Below are 26,174 nucleotides of genomic sequence, written 5' to 3'. Positions count from 1 at the left end.
TAAACTTTTTTCAGAAGAAGTTTATTTTATCTCAAATGAGAAAGAGAATCTCTATTCAACGAGAGCTTTTCACTCCCCGTATCTTGGCAGGGCTGGCGCAGCATTCTCCGGAAAGCAAAAAAAGCTTGTAGAGACAGCTTTTCTTCCAGGCTCTGCGCCCTTAACTGGTTACCTATATTCTTACTGCCGCATTTTAAGATAATACTTCTTTGATAATATAGACAAGACTTAAAACAAGATAAGCAGAAGAGAATAATAAAAATGCACTTCTCCAAACAATTTTAATTGCTTTTGAAATCTCTATATCACTTTGCTTCTGATATTGATGAATCAATATTCCCGTCAAACTTATCAGAAACAGCAGGATTATCCAGCCAAAAAAGCTTCGATCAAACAAAAGCTGCAGCAAGACACCTACACCTAAGATAAAAAAGATCGCTGACCACTGGACAGCATTATGTACGGCTTTCCATGTATGTTGTTTCCGGAGCTTCGTTATCCCATATGCTAAAAAAGTAATGATGAATGGGAATGCAATAAAAAGAGCTATTGTATAATATATATAATCTCTCATCCTTTTCCTCCCTGCTTTTAAACAATTTATTTCTATCAAGTTAAGATGACCGCTTTGATGTATGCAAGTTTATTTTGACATAATGCACCAGCATCGGCATCCACTGCATAACCCCGGCGTCTGTCCGCCTATAAATGCACTTCTGAACAGAAGCGATTTTTAGAAAACTAAGCCCGCTTTCAAGTCTTCCTTTTAATGAATGCAAAAGTTTTCTAATATAAATATAACAGAAATAATTTTAAATTTGTCTCCTATGTATTATAATTTAGACAGAGAAGGAAATCTACATTCATCTTTGATAACAGGATAATTATTCAGGAGGGGTTAACATGGGAAATATAAAGATAGAAAATTTACTGATTAATTTTAAAACACTAGAAAAATTTAAGCGTTTTCGTGAATATGGAAACCAGGAATTGACCATGATGGAAGATTTAGAGAATAAGATTATCGAGAATAATAGTAAGTCTCCTTTTTATGGAATTTATATCGGGGATAATTTAGTAGCCAGAATGAGTCTTTATGAAGTGAGCAGGAAGTATGATTTTTACTTTAAGCCTTCTCAGGATTATTTGACACTTTGGAAATTAGAAGTGCTTCCCGATTATCAAGGAAAAGGCTATGGAAAAGCGCTTGTAGATTTTGCAAAAAGCTTTAACCTTCCTATTAAAACAAGCCCACGTATTAATTCGCATGGATTTTGGGAAAAGATGGATTTCATCAAACCACATTATGAAATGGAACGCGATTTAGGAGAAAATCCACTGCTCTGGCTGCCTGAGGGCGTTGAAGAAAAAGACACGAAGCAATAAGCTTCGTGCTTTTTTGCATCATATAAGATTAAATGAAGGCGTCCCCTTTATCTGGGGTTCTTATGGATTGGAGACCGTATGAATAAGTTGATTTATTTTTCCCCACACCATTTCATATTTCTCCATCTGCTTTTTTAACTCTTTGTTTTCCTTTAAGATTTTATCTACTTCTTCCCGCTTCACAAAATCATCCTGCTGCGGAATATCTGTCCTCATTTTTTCTAGCAGCTGAATAGCAGCATCAATAGATTGAATCGATGAGGTTTCGATAGCCGGATAGGCAATTCGCTGCTTTAACCCTGCTTTTCTTTTGTCCTTTGCAGCCTGCACCTGGTCCTGGCATTGCTTTCTTATTTTCGCATTCCAGCGGAATCCGCATGCTGCAGATGTTCTGGATAGCTTTTCAGCAACTTCCTTAAAAGCTTCTAATTGGGTTCTCCCTTCCTGAATACATTGAAGTACGGTATCTGCTAACAATCTGTCCTCTTCTTCTGTCCACGCGTCCTGCCTTGTATCGTTCATAACATACCTCCTATTAGGGTTTGCTATCAATGTATGCAAAAAATAGGTATGCTAGAATCGTTTTATATTAAAAATATCCAGAAAGCTCTTAAAAAAATATATACGTGGAGGAAAACGAAAAAAACAGACCACGCAGTGTGATCTGTTTTCGTTAATTAAAATTAGTTGCTGATAACTTCTTTTCCATCATAATTTCCACATGCTTTGCAAACATGGTGAGGTTTCGTTAATTCGCCACAGTTGGAGCATTCTACCATACCAGGTACATGTAGTTTTTTATGCGTACGACGTTGGTTCTTTACTTTTTTGGAAGTTCTTCTTTTAGGTACTGCCATGACTTACACCTCCTTCAAAAATGAAAGTAAAACTTGAATCAGATTCTTATTTTTCTTTCTGGTTATTATTAAGGAGAGATTCCAATTTTTTCAATCTTGGATCGATGGGCTTCTCTTCCTTTGTCTCAGATACAAATTCCCAGTCCTTCCCGCTGGAAGGAGCTGCTTCATCCGAATCAGCGTTTTCAGCAAAAACGCGGAATGGAATTTCCAATAATATATTTTCCTTGATATATGGTGTTAAGTCAAGAACTTCTCCCTGAATAGGATGAATTTCTTGTTCTTCTTCCTCTCTTCCATAATAAGCAGATGCAGAGAAGACCTCATTTGCATCTATTTCAAATGGATAAGGAACATCCACCAATGTACGTGCGCACGGGAGTGTCATTTCTCCGGTCACATGAAAATTCACATAGAATTCTTCACCATGCACAGTTACTTGTCCGGTCACATGTACTGGAGGTATTTTTCGTATATCATTACTCATCGTTTCCAGTTCTGACACATCGGCTTGGCTATCAAAGAAATATGGCTCATTTACGGAACCTTTTCTAATCTGATTAACAGTCAATTTCATTAAAATCACCTCTAGGCAACAAGATAAATGATAAAAGAAAATGCTTCGTTTGTCAATATATTTTCTTTACACCACAGGTATAAGTTCGACTATAGCTCAGACAGCCCTTGTCGGCTTGCCAATTGCTAAATCTTCCATACATACGTAGTATTCCCTGTTACAGTGTATAAAAAACAACAGTTAAAACTATTCTAACCGCAGTTTTTCTTTTTGTCATTCTATTTCTCTTTTCGTCCTACAAATTCCGGAATATGTTAAAATAAAGCTACTTGAAAAAATAGAGGTGAGTGTATGGAAGCTTGCGGTTTAATAGTTGAATACAATCCTTTCCATTACGGACATCAATATCATTTAAAACAAGCCAGGGAAAAAACTGATGCAGACTGTATTGTTGCGGTTATGAGCGGGAATTTTTTGCAACGTGGCGAGCCGGCCATTATGGATAAATATAACCGGGCCAAAGCGGCCATTCTCGGTGGCGCTGATTTAGTTGTTGAGCTGCCGTATGCCTATGCTGTACAGCACAGCGATTATTTCGCCAAAGGAGCAATCGATATGCTTTATCATTCCGGCGTCAGTGCTGTATGCTTTGGAAGTGAAGCAGGCATAATCGATTCTTTTTCCGATGCTTATCAGCTCCAGAAAGAGCATCAGAATCAATACGAATCCTTTGTTAAAAAATATTTAAATAAGGGACATGCCTATCCAGACGCAGCAACAAAAGCATATCAGCATATTTTTGGTATATCTGATATACTGGATGTGTCCAGACCAAATAATATTTTAGGATTAAGCTATGTCCGGGCAATTAAAGACGCCCATTATCCAATAAAACCAATCACTATAAAACGAATCGAAAATAATTATCACGACACTGCTATTACTGGAAATATAGCAAGTGCAACAAGTATCCGTAAAGAAGTGCTGAATAACCCGACTGCCAGCAAAGCAGCTGCTGAAGCTATGCCGGAGACCACATCAGATATTTTACAGAGCTATAAACATGCCTCAGGGTACTGGCATGATTGGGAGTTATATTTCTCTTTTTTGAAATATCGAGTACAAACAATGACGTTAGCAGAATTGCAGCAGATCGAAGGGATTGTTGAGGGGCTGGAGCATCGTATTGTACGCACAGCTATGGAGGCTTCCTCTTTTCAAGGATGGATGACTGCTTTAAAAACAAAACGTTATACATGGACAAGGCTTCAACGTATTTTTGTCCATATTTTAACCAATACAAGAAAAGAAGATAATATACTTGGTACCCAGACAGGTTATATACGGGTACTGGCCATGAATAAAACCGGCCAGGCTTATCTTAATCAGCAGAAAAAGAAAGCGGACCTCCCGTTTATTACAAAAATAAATCAAATCAAACACCCCTTCCTGGAAATCGAGGAACGGGCTGCGAAGGCGTATTACAGTATTTTACCCGGCAAGAAGCAAAGAGACTTCTTTTTACAGGAGATTAAATCACCGATTATTATAAAGTGAAACTTCATTTTGTTGAAGCAATTCTTTCTGACGTTACAAAAAAGAGGACTTCCGTCTTCATTATAATACGGAAATCCTCTTTTATTTAATTCATTTATTCATTAACACTTTCTAAATATTCTACAGCATCTTCAAACGTATCCACCGGAACAACCTCCATATCTGTCCCGATACTTTCTGCTGTTTCTGCTGCCACTTGGTAATTGGAGTCTTCGCGGCCGCCTTCATTCGGAGCGAAGAAAATATCAACGTCTTCTCTATCGGAAGCGACAACTTTTTTATCTATCCCGCCAATTCGATGGACATTTCCTTCATAGTCAATTTCACCAGTTCCGCCGATTTGCTTGCCGCCGGTTAAATCGCCCTCTGTTAACTGATCATAGATTTCCAATGAAAACATGAGCCCTGCACTCGGCCCGCCAATATTACCACTGGAAAAATGAACTTCTGGATTTACAGTTACTTCACGATCTGTTACAAGATTTATTCCAACGCCCACACGAGTTCCTTCGTCATCCAACGGTTCTAATTCCATCTCGGCAGTGTGTTCTTCATCATTTCTTTCAAACAAAACTGTCACTGTATCTCCGGCTTCTTTTCCATCAATATAATCAATTAAATCTTGAGATTCATGCACTTCTGCATCATCAATTCCGATGATACGGTCTCCACTCTCTAATTTACCATCTGCCGGCAAGCCATCCACCGCAGCAACCACATAGACGCCATTAAAATGGATATCTATATCTTTTTCTGCTGTTTCATAGGCCACCACAGTTGCAGCTTCCTGAGAGCTTTCCATTACCTGAAGCTGTGCTGCCATATAATCTTCCTGAGACATTCCTTCCGGGAAAACCTGATCTAAAGGAAGAATATCCTGATGTGGAAGGACAAAGGCTGCAGCATATAAAATGGGAGTTGCCTGCATTCCGCTGACGGTCACTAAATGCATATCCCCTTCACTTGGATAGCCGTCGTCCACTTCGACAATGGGATCTAATGCATCGGCTCCGCCTGGTTTTTGTATATAATACGGCAATTGATACACTCCCAAAAAATAAACAATCAGTACAACCGCTAATAATCCTATAATCCTCCGTTTTGATAATCGCAACACTGCTTATTCCCCTTCCTGACACCCTTACTAAAAATATATCTATGGCATATTTTCAGATGGTATTCGCGTATATATCATATATAGCAACTTTTTTATTAAAACGATACATCGGACAAGCTAGCATTATTCTACTACTTCCTACCATAATTGTACAGAATGAGACTTCATAACAGGAAGATAAAAACAGCATGAGGATGCTTTCTTCTAACGAATAAAGGATGTTCAAAAAACGAATTAAAATAATACATCCATTTTTTAAACACGCACTAATAGGGGGACATCAGATTGAAGCAAAAGCTGAAAACACTAGGCTATGGCGGCATATCCATTTTTTTGTTTTTTAGTTTAATACGTTTTCCAGATCAAGCATTAGAAGCAGCCATCCGTGGATTAAATATGTGGTGGGAGGTCGTATTTCCATCTTTGCTTCCTTTTTTCATAACCGCTGAATTATTATTAGCTTTTGGCGTTGTGAAATTTCTAGGCATTTTATTTGAACCGATCATGCGGCCGCTTTTTAATATCCCCGGTGCCGGCAGCTTCGGCTGGATTATGGGAATGGCCAGCGGTTATCCTACCGGTGCCAAAATAGCAGCAAGACTCCGTGAAGAAAAGCAAGTCACACAGATAGAAGCTGAAAGATTAGTGTCTTTTACCAATAATTCAAGCCCGCTCTTTATATTCGGTGCCATTTCTGCAGGCTTTTTTTATAATATCAAACTGGGGCTTCTATTGGCTGTGTGTCATTACGGAGCTAATACGATTGTCGGGGTTGTTATGCGTTTTCATGGCAGAAAGCAGGAAAAGCAGATTACCAAACAAAAGAGACAGCCCTTTTCACTGAAAAAAGCATTTCAAGAGATGCATCGAAATCGGTTAAGAAATCCCCGGCCTTTCGGAGAAATATTAGGGGATGCGGTATTAAATTCGATTCAGACTCTTGTGATGGTCGGAGGATTTATTATTCTCTTTTCCGTTCTTATTAAATTGCTTTTCCTGATGGACATCACATCCTTTATATCTGCATTTATTGAACCGATTTTTCCTGTTTTTGATCTGCCAAAAGAGCTGGGACTTCCGTTTATTTCTGGTTTATTTGAAATTACCGTCGGATCAAACTTAATTTCACAGGTCACCACGGATTCTTTATTACAAAAAGCAATTTTGATCAGCTTCATCCTTGGCTTTAATGGATTATCCATCCAAGCACAGGTAGCCAGCATCTTAGCCAAGACAGATATCCGTTTCTACCCTTATTTCTTCGCCCGGCTTTTACACGGAACTTTTGCTGTGATTTTAACTATTTTACTATACAAACCGTTATACCTGGATCGAATTGTTTTTCATTCTAACGAGATTCCTGCCGGCACAATACAAGAGACCCCCATCGGGATACAAATATACTATCTATTACAGGCAATTGGGCCAAGCCTGACAATCATCAGTTTAGGGGCTGCTATTTTCATCCTTATTAATAAAGTCAGAAAAAAATAATTCTCCCTAAAGAAGAAGAAAGAGCCGCTTGACCGCTGACTCTCTCTTCTTCTGAAAATATGTAACGAATGAAATCCGCATCCGTTCGTTATTTTTTTATTGATTATATTTCTGCTTCAGTGCCGTTTCCACCACTTCTGGAACAAGACCAGAAATATTTCCCTGGTATTTAGCCGCTTCCTTTACCATACTTGAGCTTAAAAAAGAATATTTTGTGTTTGTCATCATAAATAAGGTTTCCACGTCTTCGTTTAACTTCCGGTTCATCGACGTAATCTGCATCTCATATTCAAAATCACTGACTGCCCGCAATCCTCTAATAACTGCAGTAGCTCCTACTTCTTCCGCATAATCCATGAGTAATCCGCTCGAAGAATCGACCCGTACATTTGGCAGGTCCTTCAATGATTCTTCTAATAACTGCATTCTTTCTTCTACTGTAAAGAGTGGAGATTTGGATTGATTATTAAACACGGTAACTACTATCTCTTCAAACACTTTAGCACCACGTCTGATAATATCCAGATGGCCATTCGTTACCGGATCGAAACTCCCGGGGCATATCGCTAATTTCCTCATCATTTATGCTTCCTCTCTTTTATCTGATTGGTAAATCGTTACTTGAACTAAACCGCCATAATCTGCTTGTTTGATTGCTTTCAAGGATTTATACGTATCTGGCAGCATGTTTGTCTTATCATGCTCACAATAGACAATCGCATTCTTATTCAGCATTTTGCTATCGAGCAGATAATCAAGTAATTTCATATAATCTTTACTTTTATACGGCGGATCTAAAAGCACTAAATCAAATTGTAATTCTCGTTTAGCGATGGCTTTTAAAGCACGTTCTGCGTCATTTCGATAGACCTCTGCCTGCGCTTCTAATTGGAGCGATTTCAAATTTTCTTTAATGATTTGAACTGCCTTGGGATGTTTATCTACGAAAATCACCTTAGACATGTCTCTGCTTAATGCTTCGATTCCCAGAGACCCGCTTCCCGCAAATAAATCTAAAGCTAGTCCTCCTGAAAAGTAAGGACCCATTACTTGAAACACAGCTTCCTTTACTTTATCAGAAGTCGGTCTTGTAGACTCACCAGCTGCACTTTTTAACACTCTTCCTTTATGTATTCCTGCTATAACGCGCACTTCTGAATCACCTCAGCTTCTTTTAGCTCGTCAATAGTCTACCACGATTCGCCGCTTTAGCAAATTATTTTTATTCGTTATGTATATTATTTTTTACTTTGTCTATACTATCATAATGATTCAGCTAAATATGATTTAGTTGAAACGGAAGAAGGCTTATTCTTCCCCATAAGCTCTTCATCCGGTTTCTCCTCTCCCTTTAGCCTTTTATTTTTTATAAAAATAAAAGGACCTGCAGTAATTTTGACTGCAGGTTTTTTCTTTTTATTTGATATATTTCTTTTTAGACGTCTTGTTTAAATTCCCATTTTATAATCGTATTGCTTCGCTTTATCCGGCTTCGCGTTTTCATAGTTTGTCGGAATAAACGGCTTTTGAGAACGTTCCACTTTAGAAACAAAAGCAAACTGATTAAATTTTTTCTCAATAGCATCAATATCCCCGCGATTAACGTAAATAACCGCATAGCGATGCTTTTTAGATACGTGAATAAGATGACCATGTTTTTTTAGCTGCCTGACATTCTTCATATGTTGAAACCAGACAACAATTCCTTGCCTTTCTACCATGCTGTCATCCCTCCTTTTATTTCTATATGTATAAAGCAGGAAGCCCGCTTTCTGGCCCCTGCTCTACGTCTTATCACAAATAACCGTCTGGAACCCCTTGCGGAAGGAAGTTTCATTTTACGAGGCACAGCCGCAAGCTCCGCCGCTCCCGCAGCCACAGCCGCTGTCTGTTAACGCTGCGCCGTCTTTAGGAGCTTTAATTTGCTCACTGACACTCTCTGCCACGAACTGGCTGACTTCATCCAATAAATTTTGCAAATTTCTTTCAGCAATTTTAAAAGCAGCTACTTTGTCGTTCAAATCCATATCCCTTTTTTTGGAACGGACCTGCTTCATAATATCATAATAGTCCGGATGATATCTGCCGAACCGCTGCACATCTTCATAGTGCTCTTTAACATCTGCAAATGTTCTAATCAGTTTCTGTGCTTCTTTATCTTCATCCAATACTTTCTTAGCCGATTGGTATTGCTGCATGATATCGGACTGCAGGATCATTTTTCCGACATGCTCCGACTCATCTAATATATCTACATATTCCATTGTAGCAATCATTTCCACACCTCCGCGAATAAATGAATAAATGTAAACAAGAGAAACAATCTCTTAGTAAGGTTTATGCCATTTCCTATTAAAATAGATGTTCTTTCATTTTACTGCATCCTCAATTAATAGTTATCCTTTTTATCATACCATTTTATTATTCGAAAGAAAACAGAGCTGACTTCAATCTTTCATCGATTTAGCCATCTCTGCGAACATTCTTACCATTTGTAATTGATTCGAGAAGGTATTCACTTTTTGAGGAAATGTTTTTCCATAAAATTTTTTTGCTTCTTTTTTCAACTCTGTCAGACGGCCGGGGTCGCGCATCAAATAACGATACCAAATAGGATGATATCGGATAAATTCAGCAAGTTCCGGATTTTTTCTAAGGTAGGCAATGACGTCATTATCCATGTTATCCCCTCTAATCTTTTCTTAGTGAAAAAGGAGCCCGGGGCGCTTTATTAGCGGAAGGCTTTTTCATATCACCAATCATTTCCTGAACAACACCAATCGCTTTACTTAATTGTTCGATTTGTCCATGTACTTTTTCCGAATCTAAGTTTTGCGTATAGTCTACAATCTGCCGGATAATATCGGAATGATCCGTTTTCTTACTTTTTTTGCTTTCTTGATTTGTTGATTCGCCCTGACTCTTTGATTCTGTTTTTGCCGCTTTTTCTTCCGTTTTATATTCATCCCAAAACGGGTCATCTTCATCTAAAATTGCCCACTTTTCATAAAACTCCTGCCACCCCCTGCCGCTTTTTCTGATTTCCTCCAACAACTTAGGATGGCGGTTCACAAAGGCTTTAAATGCTGCAACACTAGGATGTAATTGACTCATTTTTTTCACCGTCCTTTTTACACTTTAGGGGCATACAGTTATGAAAGCTACAGTTTGTGCATGGTTTTGTTGGAACGAGTAATCGCGTTTCTACTACCAGTCCCATTGAAAGTAATCCTTTATTTGTGAGGCTCAGCCTGCTAAGCGTTATTTATAACCCTACAATAACCTATGTAAATCGGTTGAAAATGTGCTATCGCTTATTATTTTCTGTACAAGAAAACTAGGTATACCGCTTGTTTTTTTAAATACCGGTGTTCTCGCCAAAGAGATGTCCGCTGGAGCGGCTATCCTTACTTTATTACTCTACAAAAAATAAAGAAGCCACAGGTGTGCGGCTCCTTTCTCTGTTAAACAAACATAAGTACGTTAAAAAGGTTTTCCTAAAAAGTTTTGGGTATAATAAAAACGGTATACACCAACTCCAAGGAAACTGTATTCATCACTAAGTAATGCTTCCCGGTGACTTTCACTGTTTAACCAGCCCTCCATTGCCGCAGGAGCGTCCGGATATTGCGCTGCGATATTTTCTCCAGCGGCAACATAGGCAACCTGCTTTTCCTCCAGACGTTCTCTTAAACCATCTCCATCTAAACTAACATGAGAAAAATAATCATTCTCGTACATATCTTTGCTGTGGTCATATGCAACAAGACTTACTTGATCATCCCATTCTAACTGCGGCAAGTCATGTTTATAACGCATGATATTAGAAATATCAAAAACCTGCTGCTCCATCCCTTCCTGAATTTCTCTCCATTCCTCTTCATTAAATTCAGGCTGTTCAGGCAGATCTCCCTGATATTCAATTTCATATGGCCTTTGCAATAAAAGCGCATCTCCTGTAGAAATCCTCATAGACGACAACTTTTCTGTAAACGTATCAAAATAAAATTGAATAAAAGTAGAGTCACTTATTTTCACCAGCGGTCTCGTCTGAAGGTCTTCTGTGTTTAACCGGAAAGTAAACGAAGAATCGCCTTCCGTATAAGTTACTTCGTTTAAAAAAGGAAATGTATCTGCCACTTCGATATAATCCGCTCCAGAGTCAATTGGAGATATCTCTAAATTATCCCCAATGGCATAAACAGATACAATCTCATCTTCTAAAATAGCAAACTGACCATATTGGCTTTCTGAGTCATTATATACATACCATTCATAATTATATGCACTAACATCAATTCTGTCCGGTTCTCCCAGCTCTTCTGTAAGTTCATTTGACGTCTTTCCTATCCATTGATATAAATCGCCTTCCAAATTCATCTGAGGAAGCTCTGCTGCTGTTCCTTTAGGCTCTATCGTTTCTTCATCCTCATCAAGATAGGACGCTGCTTCTCTTACAACCTCTACAGGTGATGAATTCATCTGGTATATAACAATAAATACAAGGAGTGCAATAATCATGATTATCATTACATTACGAAGCCTTTTCATGATTGGAACCCCCATCCAGCAGATAAATAAAACATTATCAATGCATGTTCAAAAAGCAGCCGGCGATTTCCGATAGGCGGGTGCCTGTATCCTTCTTTCCTATCTGACACAACGCGTCAGCTAAAGCGATTGCTGTTTTATCATTCGGGGACTTTTTGAACTTTCTATGTATAATCTACTTATCTATTTTATACCCTATTATCATAATATTATACCCTTTCTTTGCTATCGTCCATGGTTTCTATTGCATCTATTACCGTTTCGTATTATCCTTAAATTAAGCAGAATATTATTGATGAGGTGAAAGTAAAATGAGATTTGAAAACACTGGGATAGAAGACACAATTATTGATGTACAGGTATTGGATCACGTAACAGCAAATCTTGCCTTTATCCGGGCCGGGCAATGGGATTATGAACGCGTTACCTATGATTACAAAATCGGATCCAACGAAGAAGGTATTACATACTATATCCGCGTACAAGGTTATGCTATCGAAGGTGATGTGGATAAGCGCAACGCCGTTATTAAATTAATGACTCCTTTACTTGGTAAACATTATTATCCACACGGCGTTGAGTATGGCGAAGAAGAGAACTTTCCTGAAAGCGTTGTAGAAAGAACGAACACATTACTCGCAAAACTTAGCGACGAACTGCAATATTACAAAAAATAAAAAGACATCATTCAAAAGAGCTGACATATTATCTCCAGTTAATATGTCAGCTCTTTTTATATTCTGAATGATTTAATCAGATAAGAAAAACCAAGAATACCGCTTGTTAAAACATCGGTGTTCTCGCCGAAGAGATGTCCGCTACGGGAAGTCGCTTTCCGCGGGCAACGTTCAGCCGCACGGTAAGAAAACCGCTTCCTGCTCAGGTCTACCTGTTTCTTTTCCCGCAGGACGACAACATCCGCTCCCATCTAAGAAGAATTATGTTTTATTTGCTTTTTTATAAAGAAATGACACTAATACCAGCGACGGTTTTGATGGGGCGAGTAATCGCAATGGTTTTCGGTGGGACGAGTAATCGCAGTCCCAGTCCCAGTGGGAAGATCCCGCAGGAAAAAAGTGACCTTCTTTTTTTCTACCCGCAGGGCATAAGTGCGACTTTAGCCCTGTCTGCACCTGTCGGCTTGCCAATCGCTAAGTCTTCTTTTCACCCTCGGGGCATAGGTGCGACTTTAGCTCTGTCTGCGCCTGTCAGCTTGCCAATCGCTAAGTCTTCTTTTCACCCTCGGGGCATAAGTGCGACTTTAGCTCTGTCTGCGCCTGTCGGCTTGCCAATCACTAAGTCTTCTTTAAAGGAGATGAGCTCGGGGCCCACGGAAAGCGGAGTGTGTTTCTGGGGCCTAAGATTACTCACCCCATGAAACCCGTTGGAGCGGATATATTCAGCATTTTTTATATACTTTCTTATTCTTCAAAAAAGGATACATGCTCCTTTATAAAGCACTGTATCCTTTAAATGCTGCCTATATGTTATCCCATCCGCAGATTAAAAACCAAGAATAGCTTTGATCATACTCGTGGTTTCACCCGGATCGTACATTACATATAGAAAAATATAAACAAGTATCCCCGTAATCGCACTGAAAAACCAAATAATACTTGTTATCGGGCCGATTTTACGGTGTTTCTTAATATTCCGCTTAAATGCTAATACAAGCGTTACAACTCCAAATACAGCTCCAACTGTAGCTAAAATAATATGGAAAATCAGGAAAATCGTAAAGTAAGTCTGTATACTTTCAGGTCCTCCAAAGCTTGTATTTCCTATAAATACGGTACGTGATACATAAATAATGAAGAAAAGAAGGGCACTGACAGCTGCTGATATCATCACAGCTTTATGTTCTTTTCTTTTATTTTTAACGATTAAAACCCAGCCTATTGCTACAAGTATTGCACTCAAAGCAATAAAAAATGTACTGATTGTTGGTAGTAAATGCATTGCTTTATCCTCCAGTATTTCTAATTATGCGTTCTAAAGTTCTCAGAAAGTTTGAAACCATGCCCATACAGTGACCATTTTTAAAGCATGCTTTTGTCTAGTATAACGATAATTATATGAACACAGATTGCAGCCATATATTATAGATGTTTAAGGCTTTGCCCTCCCGTTATATACGCTACATACTTTCTAGCCTTTTACTTCAGCTCCACTTCTAAATATCTCTTTTTAATGTGATTCTGCTGGTTTTGCCGGCAACGGATCAATCGTGTTTTTTTCTTTGTTAACCCAAGAAAAAATAATTGTTGCTAGAACCCCTCCATAAGTAATTTCCTGAATAACCTTCATAATAATACCGCCGAGCTGCTGATCAATCAGTGTACTGAGCGGTGTAAACATTTCCGGTCCAGTTAAACCGGGAGCAAGTCCCTGTAAAACATCAGTCGGTACACAAAGACTCATCGCCTGCATCCATGCTCCTCCTTGTGTATAGGTAGCGTAAAGAGGTTCAGGTGCAAAAATAATCAATACACAGGCCGGTGTGATTAATACACTATTTGCAAAAATATAACCTATTTTTAATAGCGGCTGCATCCGGTCGAATTCCTTTAAAGGGGCCAGCAGCGGGAAAAACATAAAGAAGGCTGCAATTAATAGAATCCCGTGAATCACCGTATGAATGACTGGCGAAGACTTTGCAAACTCAAAGAAAGATGGTATATGATAAAGAGAAAATAAACCATTAAACAGCAATAAGGATATTAACGGTTTTGTACCTATTTCCACAATCGGTCTAATAACAGGCCGGTCAATTGCTTTTCGCCATAGCCAGGAAGGTATCCCTTTGATAACCAGTATCGGGATAATCAGCAAGTAAGCAGCCATTTGAATCATGTGAGCAGTCAGCGTTATATGTGAGAGTAAATCAATTGGAGCGCCTTTTACTAAGTATAAACACACTATTGCCGTATAAAAAGAAATCTGCTGCTTCACAGGAACTTTATCATGATTGCCAAACTTATGCCGGTACGGTCCTGTAATTAGAAAATAAGCTAGTGCAATAAGAGCTGTAAATATCATAAAGTAAGGGCTCCATAATGCCCGAAACCCGAATATTTGTATATCTAACCACATACCTAATCATCTCCAGTTTAGTCTACTTTATCTATTATACCTTAAAATAAACAAGAATTCTCTAGTGGGATTGTGACGATTTTAAAACATATCTTTCTATTTTACGCACTATATTTTCCATATGATAAACAAAACGCTATGATGATTTAATAAATAAATCATCATAGCGTTTGTCATTTCAAAAGGATTGATTTCAATTTGTCTTACTTACCACCAAGTAATGATAGTAAAAGTCAATGCTACCATCACTGTAATAAAAATTCCCCCATAGATAATCTGGGCAGGTACCTCATGTCCTTTATCCTTTAAGTGCATAAAGTAGAAAAACTGAAACCCTACCTGTACAAAGGCAAGAAGCAGTAATATTGGAATAACATACGTAGATGGTACCTCTAACATAACAAGAGCAAATGCAACTAAGGTAAAGAAAATCATTAAAGCAAAGCTGACTACCATTTTTTGCATTTCTTCTTTATTCTTTTGCTTTTGGAACGAATTAATTTTTCTTGTACTCATTTCATCTGTCATAAATTAACTCACCATCCCCATCAGATAAACAACTGTAAAGATGAATACCCACACTACATCGATGAAGTGCCAATATAGCGCAAATGTATTAAATTTTGGTGCATTATACAAATCCAGTCCTCGCTTCGCATTGCGAACCATCAATGTAATAATCCAAGATAATCCGAATACAACGTGCCCGCCGTGGAAACCAACTAATGTATAGAAGGCTGATCCAAATGCAGAAGAACGAAATGTAAACCCATAATCATGAATATAATGTGCAAATTCATAAATCTCACACGCAAGGAAAGCAAGACCTAGTAATGCTGTAATTCCCATCCATAGCTGCATCTTTTTAAAGTCATTATTTTTCATGTGATAAATAGCATACACACTTGTTAAAGAACTTGTTAAAAGCAAAACTGTCATTAAGAATACCAGACCCAGGCCATATAATTCCTGCGTTGTCGGACCGCCTGCAGCAGAATCTTTTAAGGCAAGGTACGTACCAAACAAACAGGCAAAAAGAACTGTCTCGCCACCAAGGAATATCCACAAGCCCATAAATTTATGTTTACCTTCTGTTGTTGCTTTTGAAGGATCTTTTGGCATATTCTTTGGATCAATGGAATGATCATGACTCATATTAATCACCCACCCTTTCTAGTTCTTCTTTAGAAATATGATGTCCGTGGTCATCTTTTAATGAACGGATTAACATACTGATTAATGCAATTGCCATTCCTGCATATACAGCAATTAGCCAATATTTACTTTCTGTTTGATAAATAAAACCATAGGAAGCAATCGTAAACCCAATAGTCATAATGAAAGGGAGAATAGACCCATTAGGCATATGAATTTCATCTAATGGTTCTGCCGGAGTCACTTTTTTATTACCTTCCGTTTTTTCAATCCATAATGGATCTAACCCGCGAACTAATGGCAATTGTTTAAAGTTATAATGGACAGGCGGGGATGAAATTGCCCATTCAAGTGTGCGCCCGCTTCCCCAAGCATCGCCAGAGGCTTTTTTCCCTTTGATGGTTGTGTAGATTATATTAATCAAAAATACAATAACACCAAATGACATAAAGAAAGCACCAATGGTACTGATTAAGTTACCTGTATCCAGCCCTTGATTTTCCAAGAATACCCAGTAACGGCGTGGCATCCCCATTAAACCTAAGAAATGCTGAATAAAGAATGTTAAATGGAACCCAACAAAGAATGTCCAAAACGATAACTGTCCTAACCCTTCGTGTAAATACCTGCCAAACATTTTTGGCCACCAATAATGAAGTCCAGCTAATATACCAAACACTGTTCCACCGACAATAACATAATGAAAGTGTCCAATAACAAAATAAGTGTCATGATATTGATAGTCAGCAACAGCTGAAGCAAGCATAACACCAGTCATTCCTCCGATAGTAAATGATGGAATGAAAGCTAATGACCATAACATTGCTGTATTGATTTTGATACTGCCACCCCAAAGGGTAAACAGCCAGTTAAATATTTTTATTCCCGTCGGAACAGCAATTGCCATCGTTGCTACTGCAAAGATAGAGTTTGCAACTGGCCCCAGGCCAACTGTAAACATATGGTGAGCCCACACCATAAATCCTAAAAATGCAATTAAAAATGTCGCAAATACCATTGCTGTATATCCAAACAAACGTTTCTTAGCAAATGTCGGGAAAACCTCACTAAATACACCAAAAACCGGTAAAATCAAAATGTATACTTCCGGATGTCCGAATATCCAGAATAAATGCTGCCAAATGATAGCATTCCCGCCTAATGCAGCATCGAAAAATGCAGAACCAAACATGCGGTCAAACATCATTAAAAATAATCCAACCGTCAATGCAGGGAAAGCAAATAGTATTAAGATACTAGCCACAAAAGTCGTCCATGTAAACAATGGCATCCTCATATAAGTCATACCCGGTGCGCGCATTAAAACAATCGTAACAATAAAGTTGATTCCGCCCATTAATGTTCCTGCTCCGGATAATTGCAGCCCCATAATGTAGAAGTCAATCCCATGACCCGGTGATTGTATTGACAAAGGAGCATAGTTGGTCCAGCCGGCATCGGGTGCACCAGTAAACCAGCTAAGGTTTAATAGCAATCCTCCAAATAAAAACAACCAGAAACCTAAAGAGTTTAGAAACGGAAACGCAACGTCACGCGCTCCGATTTGCAGCGGCATAATAAAGTTCATCAATCCTAATAATATTGGCATTGCTGCAAGAAAAATCATCGTTGTACCGTGCATGGTAATCATTTCGTTATAAAGCCCTGCACTAATAAAATTATTCTCTGGTGAAATAAGTTGAATACGAATAATTACAGCTTCAAGACCGCCTAACAGGAAAAAGAATCCTCCGCCTGCAAGGTATAGAATACCGATCTTTTTATGATCGACAGTTGTCAGCCAATCCCATAAGGTAGCCCCGAAACCGCTTTTTTGAGCACTAGTCATACCCAAATTTTAAACCTCCCTTTTGTAACAGTCATTCACTTTTTAATCTCCTGCGTTTTCAGGTGTAATTTCTGAAGGCTGTAATTGCAATAGATATGCTGCAATACTTTCTGCTTCATCTTGATTCAGCTCTGGATATTGACCCGTCATTTGGTTGCCCGGCTTAATAGATTCAGGATCCATTAACCAGTCTACAAGGTTCTCCTCGTTATGCTCTAACACACCGGCAACATTGGATCGGTCTCCAAAGTTTGATAAATTCGGTCCAAAAGGTCCGTTATTCTCTGGACCAGCTTCAATGCCGGAAGCAGCTGCATCTGTCGCATGACAATTCATACAGTTATTTGCTTCAAATAACTCTTGACCTTCCTGAGCATCCGCAGTTTCAGGTTCTGCTTCTGCATCTATGTTCTGCATATCATCAACCCACTGTTCATACTCTTCAGGTGAAACAGCAATGACTTTAAAGTCCATTAATGAATGTGAAGGTCCGCATAGCTCAGCACATTTGCCCCAGTACACACCTTCCTCGTAAGCTTCGATATACATTGTATTTACATTCTCTGCATTGACATCCATTTTCCCGGAAATTGATGGAACCCAGAATGAATGAATAACATCAGAAGAGAGCATATGTAAATAAACGCGCTCGCCTGTAGGAATATACAGGTCTTGACTTGTTTGAACTTCTTCTCCAGGATACTCAAAATGCCACCAATATTGATTTCCTTTTACATTAACATTGATGAGTTCATCTGCACTGGAGTCATCTGCCAAATCAAAAGTCGCCAGAACAGTAGGCACAGCAATAATCAACACCAAAATAATCGGGATTACTGTCCATATTACTTCCAGCTTGTGGTTCCCTTCCACCTGCTCAGGAATATGGTCTTCCTGTCCTTTTTTCCTGCGAAAGCGAACAAGTGTAATCACATAAATCACCATAACCACAATAAACACACCTGTCATGATCAATGTGGTCAAAATAATAAGATCCATGGCTTGTTCTGCGCCGTAACCTTTAGGCTTTAGTGCAGTCAGATTTTCGATTCCGCAGCCCGCAAGAAATAATGCAAGTAATGTGAATACGAAAAATACTTTGGTTTTTCCCATCCAACCTCTCATGTAAGAATACCTCTCTTTCTTCTTGTTCTTTCCTTTTATATTTAAATTTTAAGGAATAACAATCATTAATTAAATATCGGCAGTGTGACAATAATCATTAACGGAAAAAGAATTGTTAAATAATTCAAGGAAAATATAAATACTAAATTAGCCCATTTCATATCCTTCTCCGTAAACAGCCCTATAAAACCAATCACCAGCCATGCGATATTCAATATTGTTGCTACAATCGTAAATGTTAAGCCCAGTGTAGGAAGCAAGAATAACGGCAACGGTAAAAGACAAGCGATATAAACATTAATTTGTCTTTTCGTTATGCCCATGCCTTTAACCACTGGCAGCATCGGTACTCCAGCCGCCTTATATTCTTCTTTTTTCTTCATTGCCAAGGCAAGAAAATGCGGTGTCTGCCATATAAACATAATTAAAAACATGATAAGCGGAACCACATGAAAAGAAGGATCGACTGCTGCCCAGCCAATCACAGGAGGCATTGCACCAGACAAGCTTCCAATAGCCGTGTTTAATGTGTATCTTCTCTTTGACCACATGGTGTACAATACGACATAGCCAAACCAGCCAATAAAAGCAAATAATGCCGCGTACCAAGTGGTAAACATCAATACTGCGAGTCCAAGACTGCTGACAACTATTCCCATTATCAGTACTGCCCGCAATGAAAAGAATCCGGTCACAGTTGGTCTTTTCTTCGTTCGGGACATTTTGGGATCAATATCTACATCATACCAGTTGTTCATAATGCAGCCGCCGGCAATTACTAAAGCACTTCCAATTATCATCAAAAGAAATGTTCCCCAATGATTGCTAAAGGAGGCGTTCGTTAAAGCTATAGCTACTAAAAAACCTGTAATTGCCGTAATCAAATTAGAATTGACAATTCCGATTTTTATAAGCGCCTTCACTTCTGACAGAAAAACAGTTATTTTTTCTTTGGTTGAAATGGTTGTGTTACCGATCAGCTCCGAGTAAGTCATATCTACTTTATCCATAATTTCCCCCCTTCGCACCAGTAGGAAGACATAATAATAAACAGAATACACGCATTTGTTTCTATGTATTCCGTTTCCAACTTTAATTATAGCATGGATTTCTATGACAATCTAATGAACTTTTATATAATATATTACAACTATTTGAACATCCAGCTAAAAAGTTGTCTCGGAAAATAGATAAAGAAAATGAATTATGTATATTTTCTATTTTTTATAAAACAGCAACTGTTCTTCTGCATACTAATCCATACTATATTTCTAGCAAACATAACTGAATTATGCAAGCTTTTTTTATTTGCTGATGAAAACTTCAAAAAAACATGATACTATTAAGATTGGTATTCGGGTTTTGGTTTTTATTTTTGGAATAAAGTCATTTTGTCTGTCTTTATTTGTTAAACTGATGATATCAAAAATCAATGCAAAAACTTTATCTTATTCGTCCCTGATACAATTTTTCAAATAGGCAAAGCTGTGCTTCTATTCAGGCATTACAAGCGGATGTTAGATTTTGTTCAAAATTGGAAAGCGTTTCCCGCATGATTTTTGGTACACTGGAGATATTGGATAATTTACATAAGAAGTGAGGTTGCATAGATATGTTAAAAATACTAAAAATACTATCTGTGACAACGGCCATTGGAATGCTTCCCCTTCTTTTAGGAGGAGCACTTGTTACAAAAACAGGTTCAGCGGATGGATGCGGAGACAGCTGGCCGCTGTGTGAAGGCGAACTTCTCCCTGCTAACCTTCATTTTGAAATGATTGTTGAATTAAGTCATCGAATGGTCAGCGGCGCAGTTGGTATATTGGTGCTTTTACTTGCTATTCTTTCCTGGAAAGCATACAGACATCATAAGGAAGTTATTTTTTTAAGTTTTTCTGCATTATTTTTTATTATTGTACAAGCACTGGTCGGTGCAGCAGCAGTGGTCTGGGGACAGTCTGACTTTATATTGGCTACCCATTTCGGGATATCTTTAATTTGTTTTTCTGCTGTTTTTTTACTTATGCTATTATTCTTTGAAATTGATAAGAAATTACATACAGAAGATATCCATATTAATAAATCTCACCGAATTGAAATCTATGCGATAACGGTTTATACAATGTGTGTGGTATACAGCGGGGCACTGGTACGTCATACGAATTCCATCCTGGATTGTACCGATTGGCCATTTTGTTCCAATTCAGAGCCATTTGCCTTTGCAAGCTATTCCTTTCATCAATGGGTCCAGATGGGGCATCGTTTTGCAGCTGGAATCTTATTTTTGTGGACAATCCTTTTAACAGTCCGTATGCTAAAGAAATATAGCCGCAGCGAGGTTATGAGATGGGGCTGGATAATTACGCTGTCACTGATTACATTGCAGGTTATCTCCGGCTCGCTCATCATTTTTACACAGCTTAATTTATTTATTGCACTAGCCCATGCACTATTTATTACATGTTACTTTGGAATGCTGACTTACTTTATCCATCTGTCTTTCCGAAGCAGCAGAAAAGAAAAATAATCGAATCTATTATATTTCAATATTCCAGCAAAAAAAAGAAGGAACCTTGCTTGCACTTAAACAAGGGTTCCTTCTTTTTTATTCATAGCTTTAATCTGAAGCGGCTCCGATTGAGAGTTTATCCTTCTCTATTTATACGAGTTGGTGTATCCCCTCACCCCAATAATCATCCATTACGCAACAAGCCCCTTGGCTGATTCACCAAAGGGCTGTTTTAATTTTGTTTATTCAAATTCAATCAATAGATCATTTACCGCAATCGAGCTGCCTGCTTGTGCATGGATTTCTTTAACCACTCCATCAAGCGGAGCCTGTACGGACGTTTCCATTTTCATTGCTTCGTTGGTCATCAGATGCTGTCCCTTTTTAACCGTATCGCCTTTCGCACAATGTACTTCAAGGACGGTTCCAGGCATCGTTGCACCTACGTGCTTTGGATTGGATTTATCTGCTTTCGGATTAGCTGCAATCGCAGACTCAATACTATTATCACGGACGACGATTTCTCTGCTCTGCCCATTTAATTCGAAATAAACAACACGGGTGCCGTCTTCTTTCGGCTCCGAAATAGAAACCAGCTTCACAATCAGGGTTTTCCCTTTTTCAATTTCTACTTCAATCACTTCACCAAGCTTCATGCCGTAGAAGAATGTCGGTGTGTCTAATACAGACATATCGCCATACGTATTCAAGAAATCCTCGTAATCTTTGAATACCTTTGGATATAATGCATAGGAAATCAAATCATGGCTGTTGACCGGACGATTCAGTTCATTATAAAGTGTATCACGCATCTCTTTAAAATCAACGTCTTCCAATAGCTCCCCAGGTCTTACAGTGATTGGTTTTTTATCTTTTAAAATCAGCTTTTGCAGTTTTTCCGGGAAGCCTTGGTAAGGCTGTCCGATATATCCTTGTGCGAATTCAATCACCGAATCAGGGAAATCAATGGATTCGCCTTTTTCATAGATTGTTTCCTCTGTTAAATCGTTTTGCACCATGAAGAGCGCCATATCTCCGACCACTTTGGAGGATGGAGTAACCTTGACAATATCACCAAACATATCATTCACCGTACGGAACATTGCTTTCACTTCATTCCAGCGATCGCCAAGCCCTACCGCTTTTGCCTGCTGCTGCAGGTTGCTGTATTGACCGCCTGGCATTTCATGCTGATAGATTTCTGTATGCGGCGCATTCATGCCGCTTTCGAAATCTTTATAGAACTGGCGGACACCTTCCCAATACTGGCCAATTTCTTCAAATTTTTCAATATCCAGCGCTGGTTGATATGCTTTTCCTTCTAAAGCATAGTACAGTGACTGTGCACTTGGCTGAGAAGTCATCCCTGCCATCGAACCAACCGCGACATCAACCGCATCGACTCCTGCTTCAATCGCTCTCGAATAAGCGTACACTCCATTGCCGCTGGTATCATGCGTATGCAGGTGAATCGGAATATCGACGGTTTCTTTTAATGTGCTGATCAGCTGATAGGCTGCTTCCGGCTTCAGCAAGCCTGCCATATCCTTGATTCCCAGAATATGAGCGCCAGCTGTTTCCAGTTCTTTAGCCATATTCTTATAGTAGTCAAGATCATATTTTTGTCTGCCTGTGTCTAGAATATCACCCGTATAACAGATTGCAGCTTCTGCAATTTTATCCGTTTTGCGGACGTTATCGATGGCTACCTGCATGCCCTCCACCCAGTTCAAGCTGTCAAAAATACGGAATACATCAATACCGGCTTCGGCACTTTTCTTCACAAATAATTCGATTACATTATCCGGATAGTTTTTGTATCCAACCGCATTGCTTGCACGCAGCAGCATCTGGAATAACACATTCGGCATGCGCTTTCTCAAATGCAGCAGTCTTTGCCAAGGATCCTCTTTCAAGAAACGGTAAGCAACATCATAGGTTGCACCGCCCCACATCTCTACAGAAAATAGATTTGGCAGTAATTTTGCTGTCGGCTCTGCAATGTGCAATAAGTCATTGGTACGAACGCGTGTAGCCAGTAAAGATTGATGGGCATCACGAAATGTGGTATCGGTCAGCATCACCTGTTTTTGATCCTTCAGCCATTTAGCAAGTCCTTCTGGACCGCGTTCATCTAAAATTTGTTTCGATCCCGGCTGTGTTTCAATATTTTCTGTGTTCGGAATAATCAATTTATCAAAATCTGGTTTATCCTGCTTTTCCGCACCATCTACGCCATTTAACGTGGTGTTTGCAATATACGTCAGCATTTTGGTTCCGCGGTCACGGCGTACTGGGAAAATAAACAATTCTGGTGTTTTATCAATAAACGTCGTATCATATTCTCCGGATAAGAACTGTTCATGCAGCATCACATTTTCCAGGAATGGAATATTTGTCTTGATTCCTCTAATTCGGAATTCTTTTAAGTTTCGCACCATTTTAATGGTAGCCTGTTCAAAATCAAGCGCCCAGGTAGAAACTTTTACTAATAATGAATCATAGTGAGGTGAAATAACTGCTCCCTGGTACGCATTTCCTGCATCGAGACGGACACCAAATCCGCCGCCGCTGCGGTAAGCATTGATTTTTCCGGTATCCGGCATAAAATCATTCAGCGGGTCTTCCGAAGTCACACGGGATTGAATCGCATAACCTTGTGTTGAAATTTTATCCTGTGTTGGAATACCTACTTCCTTATCATGAAGTCCAAATCCATCCGCAATCTTGATTTGCGTCTGAACGATGTCCACACCGGTAATCATCTCGGTAATCGTATGCTCTACTTGCACACGCGGGTTTACTTCGATAAAGTAAAAATCGTTTTCGGTTACCAGGAATTCCACCGTACCCGCATTGAGATAGTCGACATTTTTCATCAAATCGACAGCTGCCTGACAGATTGCTTCTCTCAGCTCTTCGTTTAGAGATAAGCTTGGAGCTACCTCAATCAATTTCTGATGACGGCGCTGTACAGAACAGTCTCTTTCATATAAATGAATAATATTCCCTTGGTTGTCACCAATAATCTGTACTTCAATATGTTTCGGATTTTCAATTAATTTCTCTACATAGATTTCATCATTCCCAAAGGCAGCCTTTGCTTCTGATTTTGCGCGGTCATAAGCATTGTCCACTTCATTGGCATCCTGCACCACACGCATGCCTCTTCCGCCGCCGCCAAGCGAAGCTTTAATAATAATCGGATAGCCATGCTTATCTCCGAAAGCTTTGACTTCTTCTAAAGAGTTAACCGGGCCGTCACTACCCGGAATAATTGGTAAATCGGCAGCCAATGCTTGTTCTCTTGCTTTTACTTTATCTCCAAACATATTTAAATGCTGGCTGGTAGGGCCGATAAAAATAATGCCCTCTTCTTCACAGCGCTTTGCAAATTCGATGTTTTCAGAAAGGAAGCCATAGCCCGGATGGATTGCATCCACATCTACTTCTTTTGCTAAAGCAATGATTCCTTCGATATCTAAGTATGCGTCAATCGGCTTTTTCCCTTCCCCGATTAAATAAGCTTCATCCGCTTTAAACCGGTGAAAGGAAGACGAATCTTCGCTGGAGTAAACAGCTACAGTGCGAATATTTAACTCGGTACAAGCCCGGAATACACGTATCGCGATTTCTCCTCTGTTTGCAACTAATACTTTGTTAATTTGCTTTAAGTCTGTCATGCTTTACCACCTCTGTACGAATTGATAGATTTTCTGTGGAATAAACTAGGCTTAGGAGCCAGTTCTTCCCTTTCACTTTCTTTCTTATTAACTTGCATAGCTATATTATTAAGAATCCCCATGGATATCATCATAAACAGCAAAGAGGATCCTCCATAACTGATAAATGGCAAGGGAACACCTGTAATTGGCAGAACCCCGCTAATTGCGCCTAAATTAATAAAAGTTTGAATGCCTATCATCGATGCAATCCCAAGTGCAAGCAATGAACCAAAACTATCCTGGCATCGTCTGGAAATATAGAGTCCTCTAAAGACAATGGCAGCAAGTAACCCTAATACAATCGCTACGCCTACAAATCCGAGTTCCTCTGCAATAATGGCCATAATAAAATCCGTATGACCTTCTACCAGAAAGCCCAGTTTTTGGATACTTTGTCCTAATCCTTCTCCTGTCCAGCCGCCCACACCAATCGCAACATACGACTGGATTAATTGATACCCGTTTAAATCCGGCGAATTAAACGGCTGGTAAGCACCAGTAAAACGGGAGAGTCTTTCTTCCGTTACCATGTTTGGAATGGCAAATGCAAGCAGCAGCAAGCCGGCAAAAACAAGAATAGATAAATGTCTCCATTTGATACCAGAAGCAAAGATAACAGAGCATGCCATCAAAAATATAATAGCAGCTGTTCCAACATCCGGCTGCGCCACAATTAATCCAAGAACGACGGCAGTGATGATAAGCGGAGGCAGCACTCCTTTGCTAAACTGGTCTAAGTAAGCCTGCTTTTTAGAATATATTGCAGCTAAATACATAATCAGACCAAGCTTAGCGACCTCTGCAGGCTGCAAGCTGAATGGACCAAACCGAAACCACGACCTTGCATTATTGACTGTATCTCCAAAGAAAAGAACAGCTACAAGTAAGATAATACAAGATATAATGATTATCTTCATCAGTCTTTGATAGATTTGGTACGGCAAGAAGGATGTAACCGCGAATCCAATAAGTGCAACAATAAAGAAGACTAATTGCCTGTTAAGATAAAAATTACTGTCTGAACCTTCCACAACAGCTAATACCATACTTGCACTATATACCATTACTACTCCAAAACCAGCTAATAGAATTGGCGTAATCATCAATGTGAAATCGAAGTGCTTCCAATTTTTTAACATTATTTTTCTCCTAGTCACTATGTAAGTTTAAGTGTGTGTTCAAAAAGTCCGTTAAAAAAGACCGAGAAGTTCGAGGCAGCGCAGCTTTGAGCAACGATTT

At 39.1% G+C, this 26,174-nt stretch carries 26 protein-coding genes; 5 read left to right on the top strand and 21 right to left on the bottom strand.

Annotated elements, in window-relative coordinates:
• Positions 1-193: 193 nt before the first annotated feature.
• Complete coding sequence (locus ACFO3P_RS17675; RefSeq protein ID WP_193063310.1) at positions 194-574, bottom strand: DUF3397 domain-containing protein; 381 nt, start codon at positions 572-574, stop codon at positions 194-196.
• 329 nt (positions 575-903) lie between these two features.
• Here ACFO3P_RS17675 and ACFO3P_RS17670 point away from each other — a divergent pair, with 329 nt between their 5' ends.
• Positions 904-1,386, top strand: a complete 483-nt coding sequence (locus ACFO3P_RS17670) for an N-acetyltransferase (RefSeq protein ID WP_042535205.1) — start codon at positions 904-906, stop codon at positions 1,384-1,386.
• A 60-nt stretch (positions 1,387-1,446) separates the two neighbouring features.
• Here ACFO3P_RS17670 and ACFO3P_RS17665 read toward each other — a convergent pair whose 3' ends face one another.
• From ACFO3P_RS17665 to ACFO3P_RS17655, 3 genes are all read right to left on the bottom strand, one after another.
• Positions 1,447-1,908 (bottom strand): RsfA family transcriptional regulator, encoded by a 462-nt coding sequence (locus ACFO3P_RS17665; protein WP_042535207.1) that lies wholly within the window; start codon positions 1,906-1,908, stop codon positions 1,447-1,449.
• Positions 1,909-2,069: 161 nt separating this feature from the next.
• Complete coding sequence (rpmF, locus tag ACFO3P_RS17660; protein ID WP_042535209.1) at positions 2,070-2,243, bottom strand: 50S ribosomal protein L32; 174 nt, start codon at positions 2,241-2,243, stop codon at positions 2,070-2,072.
• A gap of 46 nt (positions 2,244-2,289) precedes the next feature.
• Complete coding sequence (locus ACFO3P_RS17655; RefSeq protein ID WP_042535211.1) at positions 2,290-2,820, bottom strand: YceD family protein; 531 nt, start codon at positions 2,818-2,820, stop codon at positions 2,290-2,292.
• Between the two features lie 291 nt (positions 2,821-3,111).
• Between ACFO3P_RS17655 and ACFO3P_RS17650 the strand changes: the two genes are divergently transcribed.
• Positions 3,112-4,317: a nucleotidyltransferase gene (locus ACFO3P_RS17650; RefSeq protein ID WP_193063308.1), complete on the top strand. Its 1,206-nt coding sequence runs from the start codon at positions 3,112-3,114 to the stop codon at positions 4,315-4,317.
• A gap of 94 nt (positions 4,318-4,411) precedes the next feature.
• Here the strand turns inward: ACFO3P_RS17650 and ACFO3P_RS17645 are convergent, their stop codons facing one another.
• Positions 4,412-5,431: a SepM family pheromone-processing serine protease gene (locus ACFO3P_RS17645; protein ID WP_289584943.1), complete on the bottom strand. Its 1,020-nt coding sequence runs from the start codon at positions 5,429-5,431 to the stop codon at positions 4,412-4,414.
• Positions 5,432-5,719: 288 nt separating this feature from the next.
• On the opposite strand from ACFO3P_RS17645, the gene ylbJ reads away from it, so the two are divergent.
• A complete protein-coding gene (gene ylbJ / locus ACFO3P_RS17640; RefSeq protein WP_193063306.1) occupies positions 5,720-6,928 on the top strand; it encodes a sporulation integral membrane protein YlbJ in 1,209 nt (402 codons plus the stop codon).
• A 96-nt stretch (positions 6,929-7,024) separates the two neighbouring features.
• On the opposite strand, the gene coaD is transcribed toward ylbJ, so the two are convergent.
• The 7 genes from coaD to ACFO3P_RS17605 all read right to left on the bottom strand — a co-directional run bounded on the left by coaD (position 7,025) and on the right by ACFO3P_RS17605 (position 11,479).
• Positions 7,025-7,507 carry a pantetheine-phosphate adenylyltransferase gene (gene coaD / locus ACFO3P_RS17635; protein WP_042536352.1) on the bottom strand — a complete coding sequence of 161 codons (483 nt, stop codon included), beginning with the start codon at positions 7,505-7,507 and terminating at the stop codon, positions 7,025-7,027.
• A 3-nt stretch (positions 7,508-7,510) separates the two neighbouring features.
• Positions 7,511-8,080 (bottom strand): 16S rRNA (guanine(966)-N(2))-methyltransferase RsmD, encoded by a 570-nt coding sequence (gene rsmD / locus ACFO3P_RS17630; RefSeq protein ID WP_042535217.1) that lies wholly within the window; start codon positions 8,078-8,080, stop codon positions 7,511-7,513.
• A gap of 296 nt (positions 8,081-8,376) precedes the next feature.
• A complete protein-coding gene (locus tag ACFO3P_RS17625; RefSeq protein ID WP_289584872.1) occupies positions 8,377-8,649 on the bottom strand; it encodes a YlbG family protein in 273 nt (90 codons plus the stop codon).
• A 117-nt stretch (positions 8,650-8,766) separates the two neighbouring features.
• Positions 8,767-9,204, bottom strand: a complete 438-nt coding sequence (locus tag ACFO3P_RS17620) for a YlbF/YmcA family competence regulator (protein ID WP_193063304.1) — start codon at positions 9,202-9,204, stop codon at positions 8,767-8,769.
• Between the two features lie 171 nt (positions 9,205-9,375).
• A complete protein-coding gene (locus ACFO3P_RS17615) occupies positions 9,376-9,609 on the bottom strand; it encodes a YlbE-like family protein (RefSeq protein ID WP_193063302.1) in 234 nt (77 codons plus the stop codon).
• Positions 9,610-9,619: 10 nt separating this feature from the next.
• Entirely contained in the window at positions 9,620-10,042 is a 423-nt protein-coding gene (gene ylbD / locus ACFO3P_RS17610) for a YlbD family protein (protein WP_193063300.1), read from the bottom strand.
• A gap of 369 nt (positions 10,043-10,411) precedes the next feature.
• Positions 10,412-11,479: a CAP domain-containing protein gene (locus tag ACFO3P_RS17605; protein WP_289584873.1), complete on the bottom strand. Its 1,068-nt coding sequence runs from the start codon at positions 11,477-11,479 to the stop codon at positions 10,412-10,414.
• A 311-nt stretch (positions 11,480-11,790) separates the two neighbouring features.
• On the opposite strand from ACFO3P_RS17605, the gene ACFO3P_RS17600 reads away from it, so the two are divergent.
• The gene (locus ACFO3P_RS17600; RefSeq protein WP_042535224.1) at positions 11,791-12,156 is read left to right on the top strand and encodes a YugN family protein; all 366 of its coding nucleotides are present in this window, start codon (positions 11,791-11,793) and stop codon (positions 12,154-12,156) included.
• 826 nt (positions 12,157-12,982) lie between these two features.
• Here ACFO3P_RS17600 and ACFO3P_RS17595 read toward each other — a convergent pair.
• From ACFO3P_RS17595 to cyoE, 7 genes are all read right to left on the bottom strand, one after another.
• Positions 12,983-13,438: a DUF420 domain-containing protein gene (locus ACFO3P_RS17595; RefSeq protein ID WP_256704869.1), complete on the bottom strand. Its 456-nt coding sequence runs from the start codon at positions 13,436-13,438 to the stop codon at positions 12,983-12,985.
• 228 nt (positions 13,439-13,666) lie between these two features.
• Positions 13,667-14,572, bottom strand: coding sequence for a cytochrome c oxidase assembly factor CtaG (gene ctaG, locus ACFO3P_RS17590; protein WP_042535228.1), 906 nt, complete (start codon positions 14,570-14,572; stop codon positions 13,667-13,669).
• 207 nt (positions 14,573-14,779) lie between these two features.
• Positions 14,780-15,100 carry a cytochrome c oxidase subunit IVB gene (ctaF, locus tag ACFO3P_RS17585; protein WP_042535229.1) on the bottom strand — a complete coding sequence of 107 codons (321 nt, stop codon included), beginning with the start codon at positions 15,098-15,100 and terminating at the stop codon, positions 14,780-14,782.
• Positions 15,101-15,103: 3 nt separating this feature from the next.
• Positions 15,104-15,727, bottom strand: coding sequence for a cytochrome (ubi)quinol oxidase subunit III (locus ACFO3P_RS17580; protein ID WP_042535231.1), 624 nt, complete (start codon positions 15,725-15,727; stop codon positions 15,104-15,106).
• Between the two features lies 1 nt (position 15,728).
• Entirely contained in the window at positions 15,729-17,576 is a 1,848-nt protein-coding gene (gene ctaD, locus ACFO3P_RS17575; protein ID WP_042536354.1) for a cytochrome c oxidase subunit I, read from the bottom strand.
• Between the two features lie 42 nt (positions 17,577-17,618).
• Complete coding sequence (gene coxB, locus ACFO3P_RS17570; protein ID WP_042535233.1) at positions 17,619-18,701, bottom strand: cytochrome c oxidase subunit II; 1,083 nt, start codon at positions 18,699-18,701, stop codon at positions 17,619-17,621.
• 65 nt (positions 18,702-18,766) lie between these two features.
• Positions 18,767-19,711, bottom strand: a complete 945-nt coding sequence (gene cyoE / locus ACFO3P_RS17565; protein WP_289584875.1) for a heme o synthase — start codon at positions 19,709-19,711, stop codon at positions 18,767-18,769.
• A gap of 602 nt (positions 19,712-20,313) precedes the next feature.
• On the opposite strand from cyoE, the gene ACFO3P_RS17560 reads away from it, so the two are divergent.
• Positions 20,314-21,228 carry a COX15/CtaA family protein gene (locus ACFO3P_RS17560; RefSeq protein WP_256704873.1) on the top strand — a complete coding sequence of 305 codons (915 nt, stop codon included), beginning with the start codon at positions 20,314-20,316 and terminating at the stop codon, positions 21,226-21,228.
• Between the two features lie 224 nt (positions 21,229-21,452).
• On the opposite strand, the gene pyc is transcribed toward ACFO3P_RS17560, so the two are convergent.
• Both pyc and ftsW read right to left on the bottom strand, forming a co-directional pair.
• Positions 21,453-24,893: a pyruvate carboxylase gene (pyc, locus tag ACFO3P_RS17555; RefSeq protein WP_289584877.1), complete on the bottom strand. Its 3,441-nt coding sequence runs from the start codon at positions 24,891-24,893 to the stop codon at positions 21,453-21,455.
• Positions 24,890-26,074, bottom strand: a complete 1,185-nt coding sequence (gene ftsW, locus ACFO3P_RS17550; RefSeq protein ID WP_289584878.1) for a putative lipid II flippase FtsW — start codon at positions 26,072-26,074, stop codon at positions 24,890-24,892. Before ftsW ends, pyc begins: the two co-directional genes overlap by 4 nt.
• Between the last annotated feature and the right edge of the window lie 100 nt (positions 26,075-26,174).

It is taken from the genome of Oceanobacillus aidingensis (assembly GCF_042654105.1).
GTDB lineage: Bacteria > Bacillota > Bacilli > Bacillales > Amphibacillaceae > Oceanobacillus > Oceanobacillus oncorhynchi.
Note: the sequence above shows the minus strand (reverse complement) of the source record. Positions and strands in the feature narration are given on the sequence as shown.

Bases quoted from the DNA above. Each gene is read 5' to 3' on its own strand.
- ACFO3P_RS17675 (WP_193063310.1), bottom strand. From the start codon at position 574: ATGAGAGATTATATATATTATACAATAGCTCTTTTTATTGCATTCCCA.
- coaD (WP_042536352.1), bottom strand. From the start codon at position 7,507: ATGAGGAAATTAGCGATATGCCCCGGGAGTTTCGATCCGGTAACGAAT.
- ACFO3P_RS17595 (WP_256704869.1), bottom strand. From the start codon at position 13,438: ATGCATTTACTACCAACAATCAGTACATTTTTTATTGCTTTGAGTGCA.
- ACFO3P_RS17600 (WP_042535224.1), top strand. From the start codon at position 11,791: ATGAGATTTGAAAACACTGGGATAGAAGACACAATTATTGATGTACAG.
- ACFO3P_RS17560 (WP_256704873.1), top strand. From the start codon at position 20,314: ATGTTAAAAATACTAAAAATACTATCTGTGACAACGGCCATTGGAATG.
- ACFO3P_RS17615 (WP_193063302.1), bottom strand. From the start codon at position 9,609: ATGGATAATGACGTCATTGCCTACCTTAGAAAAAATCCGGAACTTGCT.
- ctaD (WP_042536354.1), bottom strand. From the start codon at position 17,576: ATGACTAGTGCTCAAAAAAGCGGTTTCGGGGCTACCTTATGGGATTGG.
- cyoE (WP_289584875.1), bottom strand. From the start codon at position 19,711: ATGGATAAAGTAGATATGACTTACTCGGAGCTGATCGGTAACACAACC.
- ACFO3P_RS17650 (WP_193063308.1), top strand. From the start codon at position 3,112: ATGGAAGCTTGCGGTTTAATAGTTGAATACAATCCTTTCCATTACGGA.
- ACFO3P_RS17625 (WP_289584872.1), bottom strand. From the start codon at position 8,649: ATGGTAGAAAGGCAAGGAATTGTTGTCTGGTTTCAACATATGAAGAAT.
- ACFO3P_RS17665 (WP_042535207.1), bottom strand. From the start codon at position 1,908: ATGAACGATACAAGGCAGGACGCGTGGACAGAAGAAGAGGACAGATTG.
- coxB (WP_042535233.1), bottom strand. From the start codon at position 18,701: ATGAGAGGTTGGATGGGAAAAACCAAAGTATTTTTCGTATTCACATTA.
- rpmF (WP_042535209.1), bottom strand. From the start codon at position 2,243: ATGGCAGTACCTAAAAGAAGAACTTCCAAAAAAGTAAAGAACCAACGT.
- ctaF (WP_042535229.1), bottom strand. From the start codon at position 15,100: ATGACAGATGAAATGAGTACAAGAAAAATTAATTCGTTCCAAAAGCAA.
- ACFO3P_RS17580 (WP_042535231.1), bottom strand. From the start codon at position 15,727: ATGAGTCATGATCATTCCATTGATCCAAAGAATATGCCAAAAGATCCT.
- ylbD (WP_193063300.1), bottom strand. From the start codon at position 10,042: ATGAGTCAATTACATCCTAGTGTTGCAGCATTTAAAGCCTTTGTGAAC.
- ACFO3P_RS17655 (WP_042535211.1), bottom strand. From the start codon at position 2,820: ATGAAATTGACTGTTAATCAGATTAGAAAAGGTTCCGTAAATGAGCCA.
- ftsW (WP_289584878.1), bottom strand. From the start codon at position 26,074: ATGTTAAAAAATTGGAAGCACTTCGATTTCACATTGATGATTACGCCA.
- ACFO3P_RS17605 (WP_289584873.1), bottom strand. From the start codon at position 11,479: ATGAAAAGGCTTCGTAATGTAATGATAATCATGATTATTGCACTCCTT.
- ctaG (WP_042535228.1), bottom strand. From the start codon at position 14,572: ATGTGGTTAGATATACAAATATTCGGGTTTCGGGCATTATGGAGCCCT.
- ACFO3P_RS17620 (WP_193063304.1), bottom strand. From the start codon at position 9,204: ATGATTGCTACAATGGAATATGTAGATATATTAGATGAGTCGGAGCAT.
- ACFO3P_RS17670 (WP_042535205.1), top strand. From the start codon at position 904: ATGGGAAATATAAAGATAGAAAATTTACTGATTAATTTTAAAACACTA.
- pyc (WP_289584877.1), bottom strand. From the start codon at position 24,893: ATGACAGACTTAAAGCAAATTAACAAAGTATTAGTTGCAAACAGAGGA.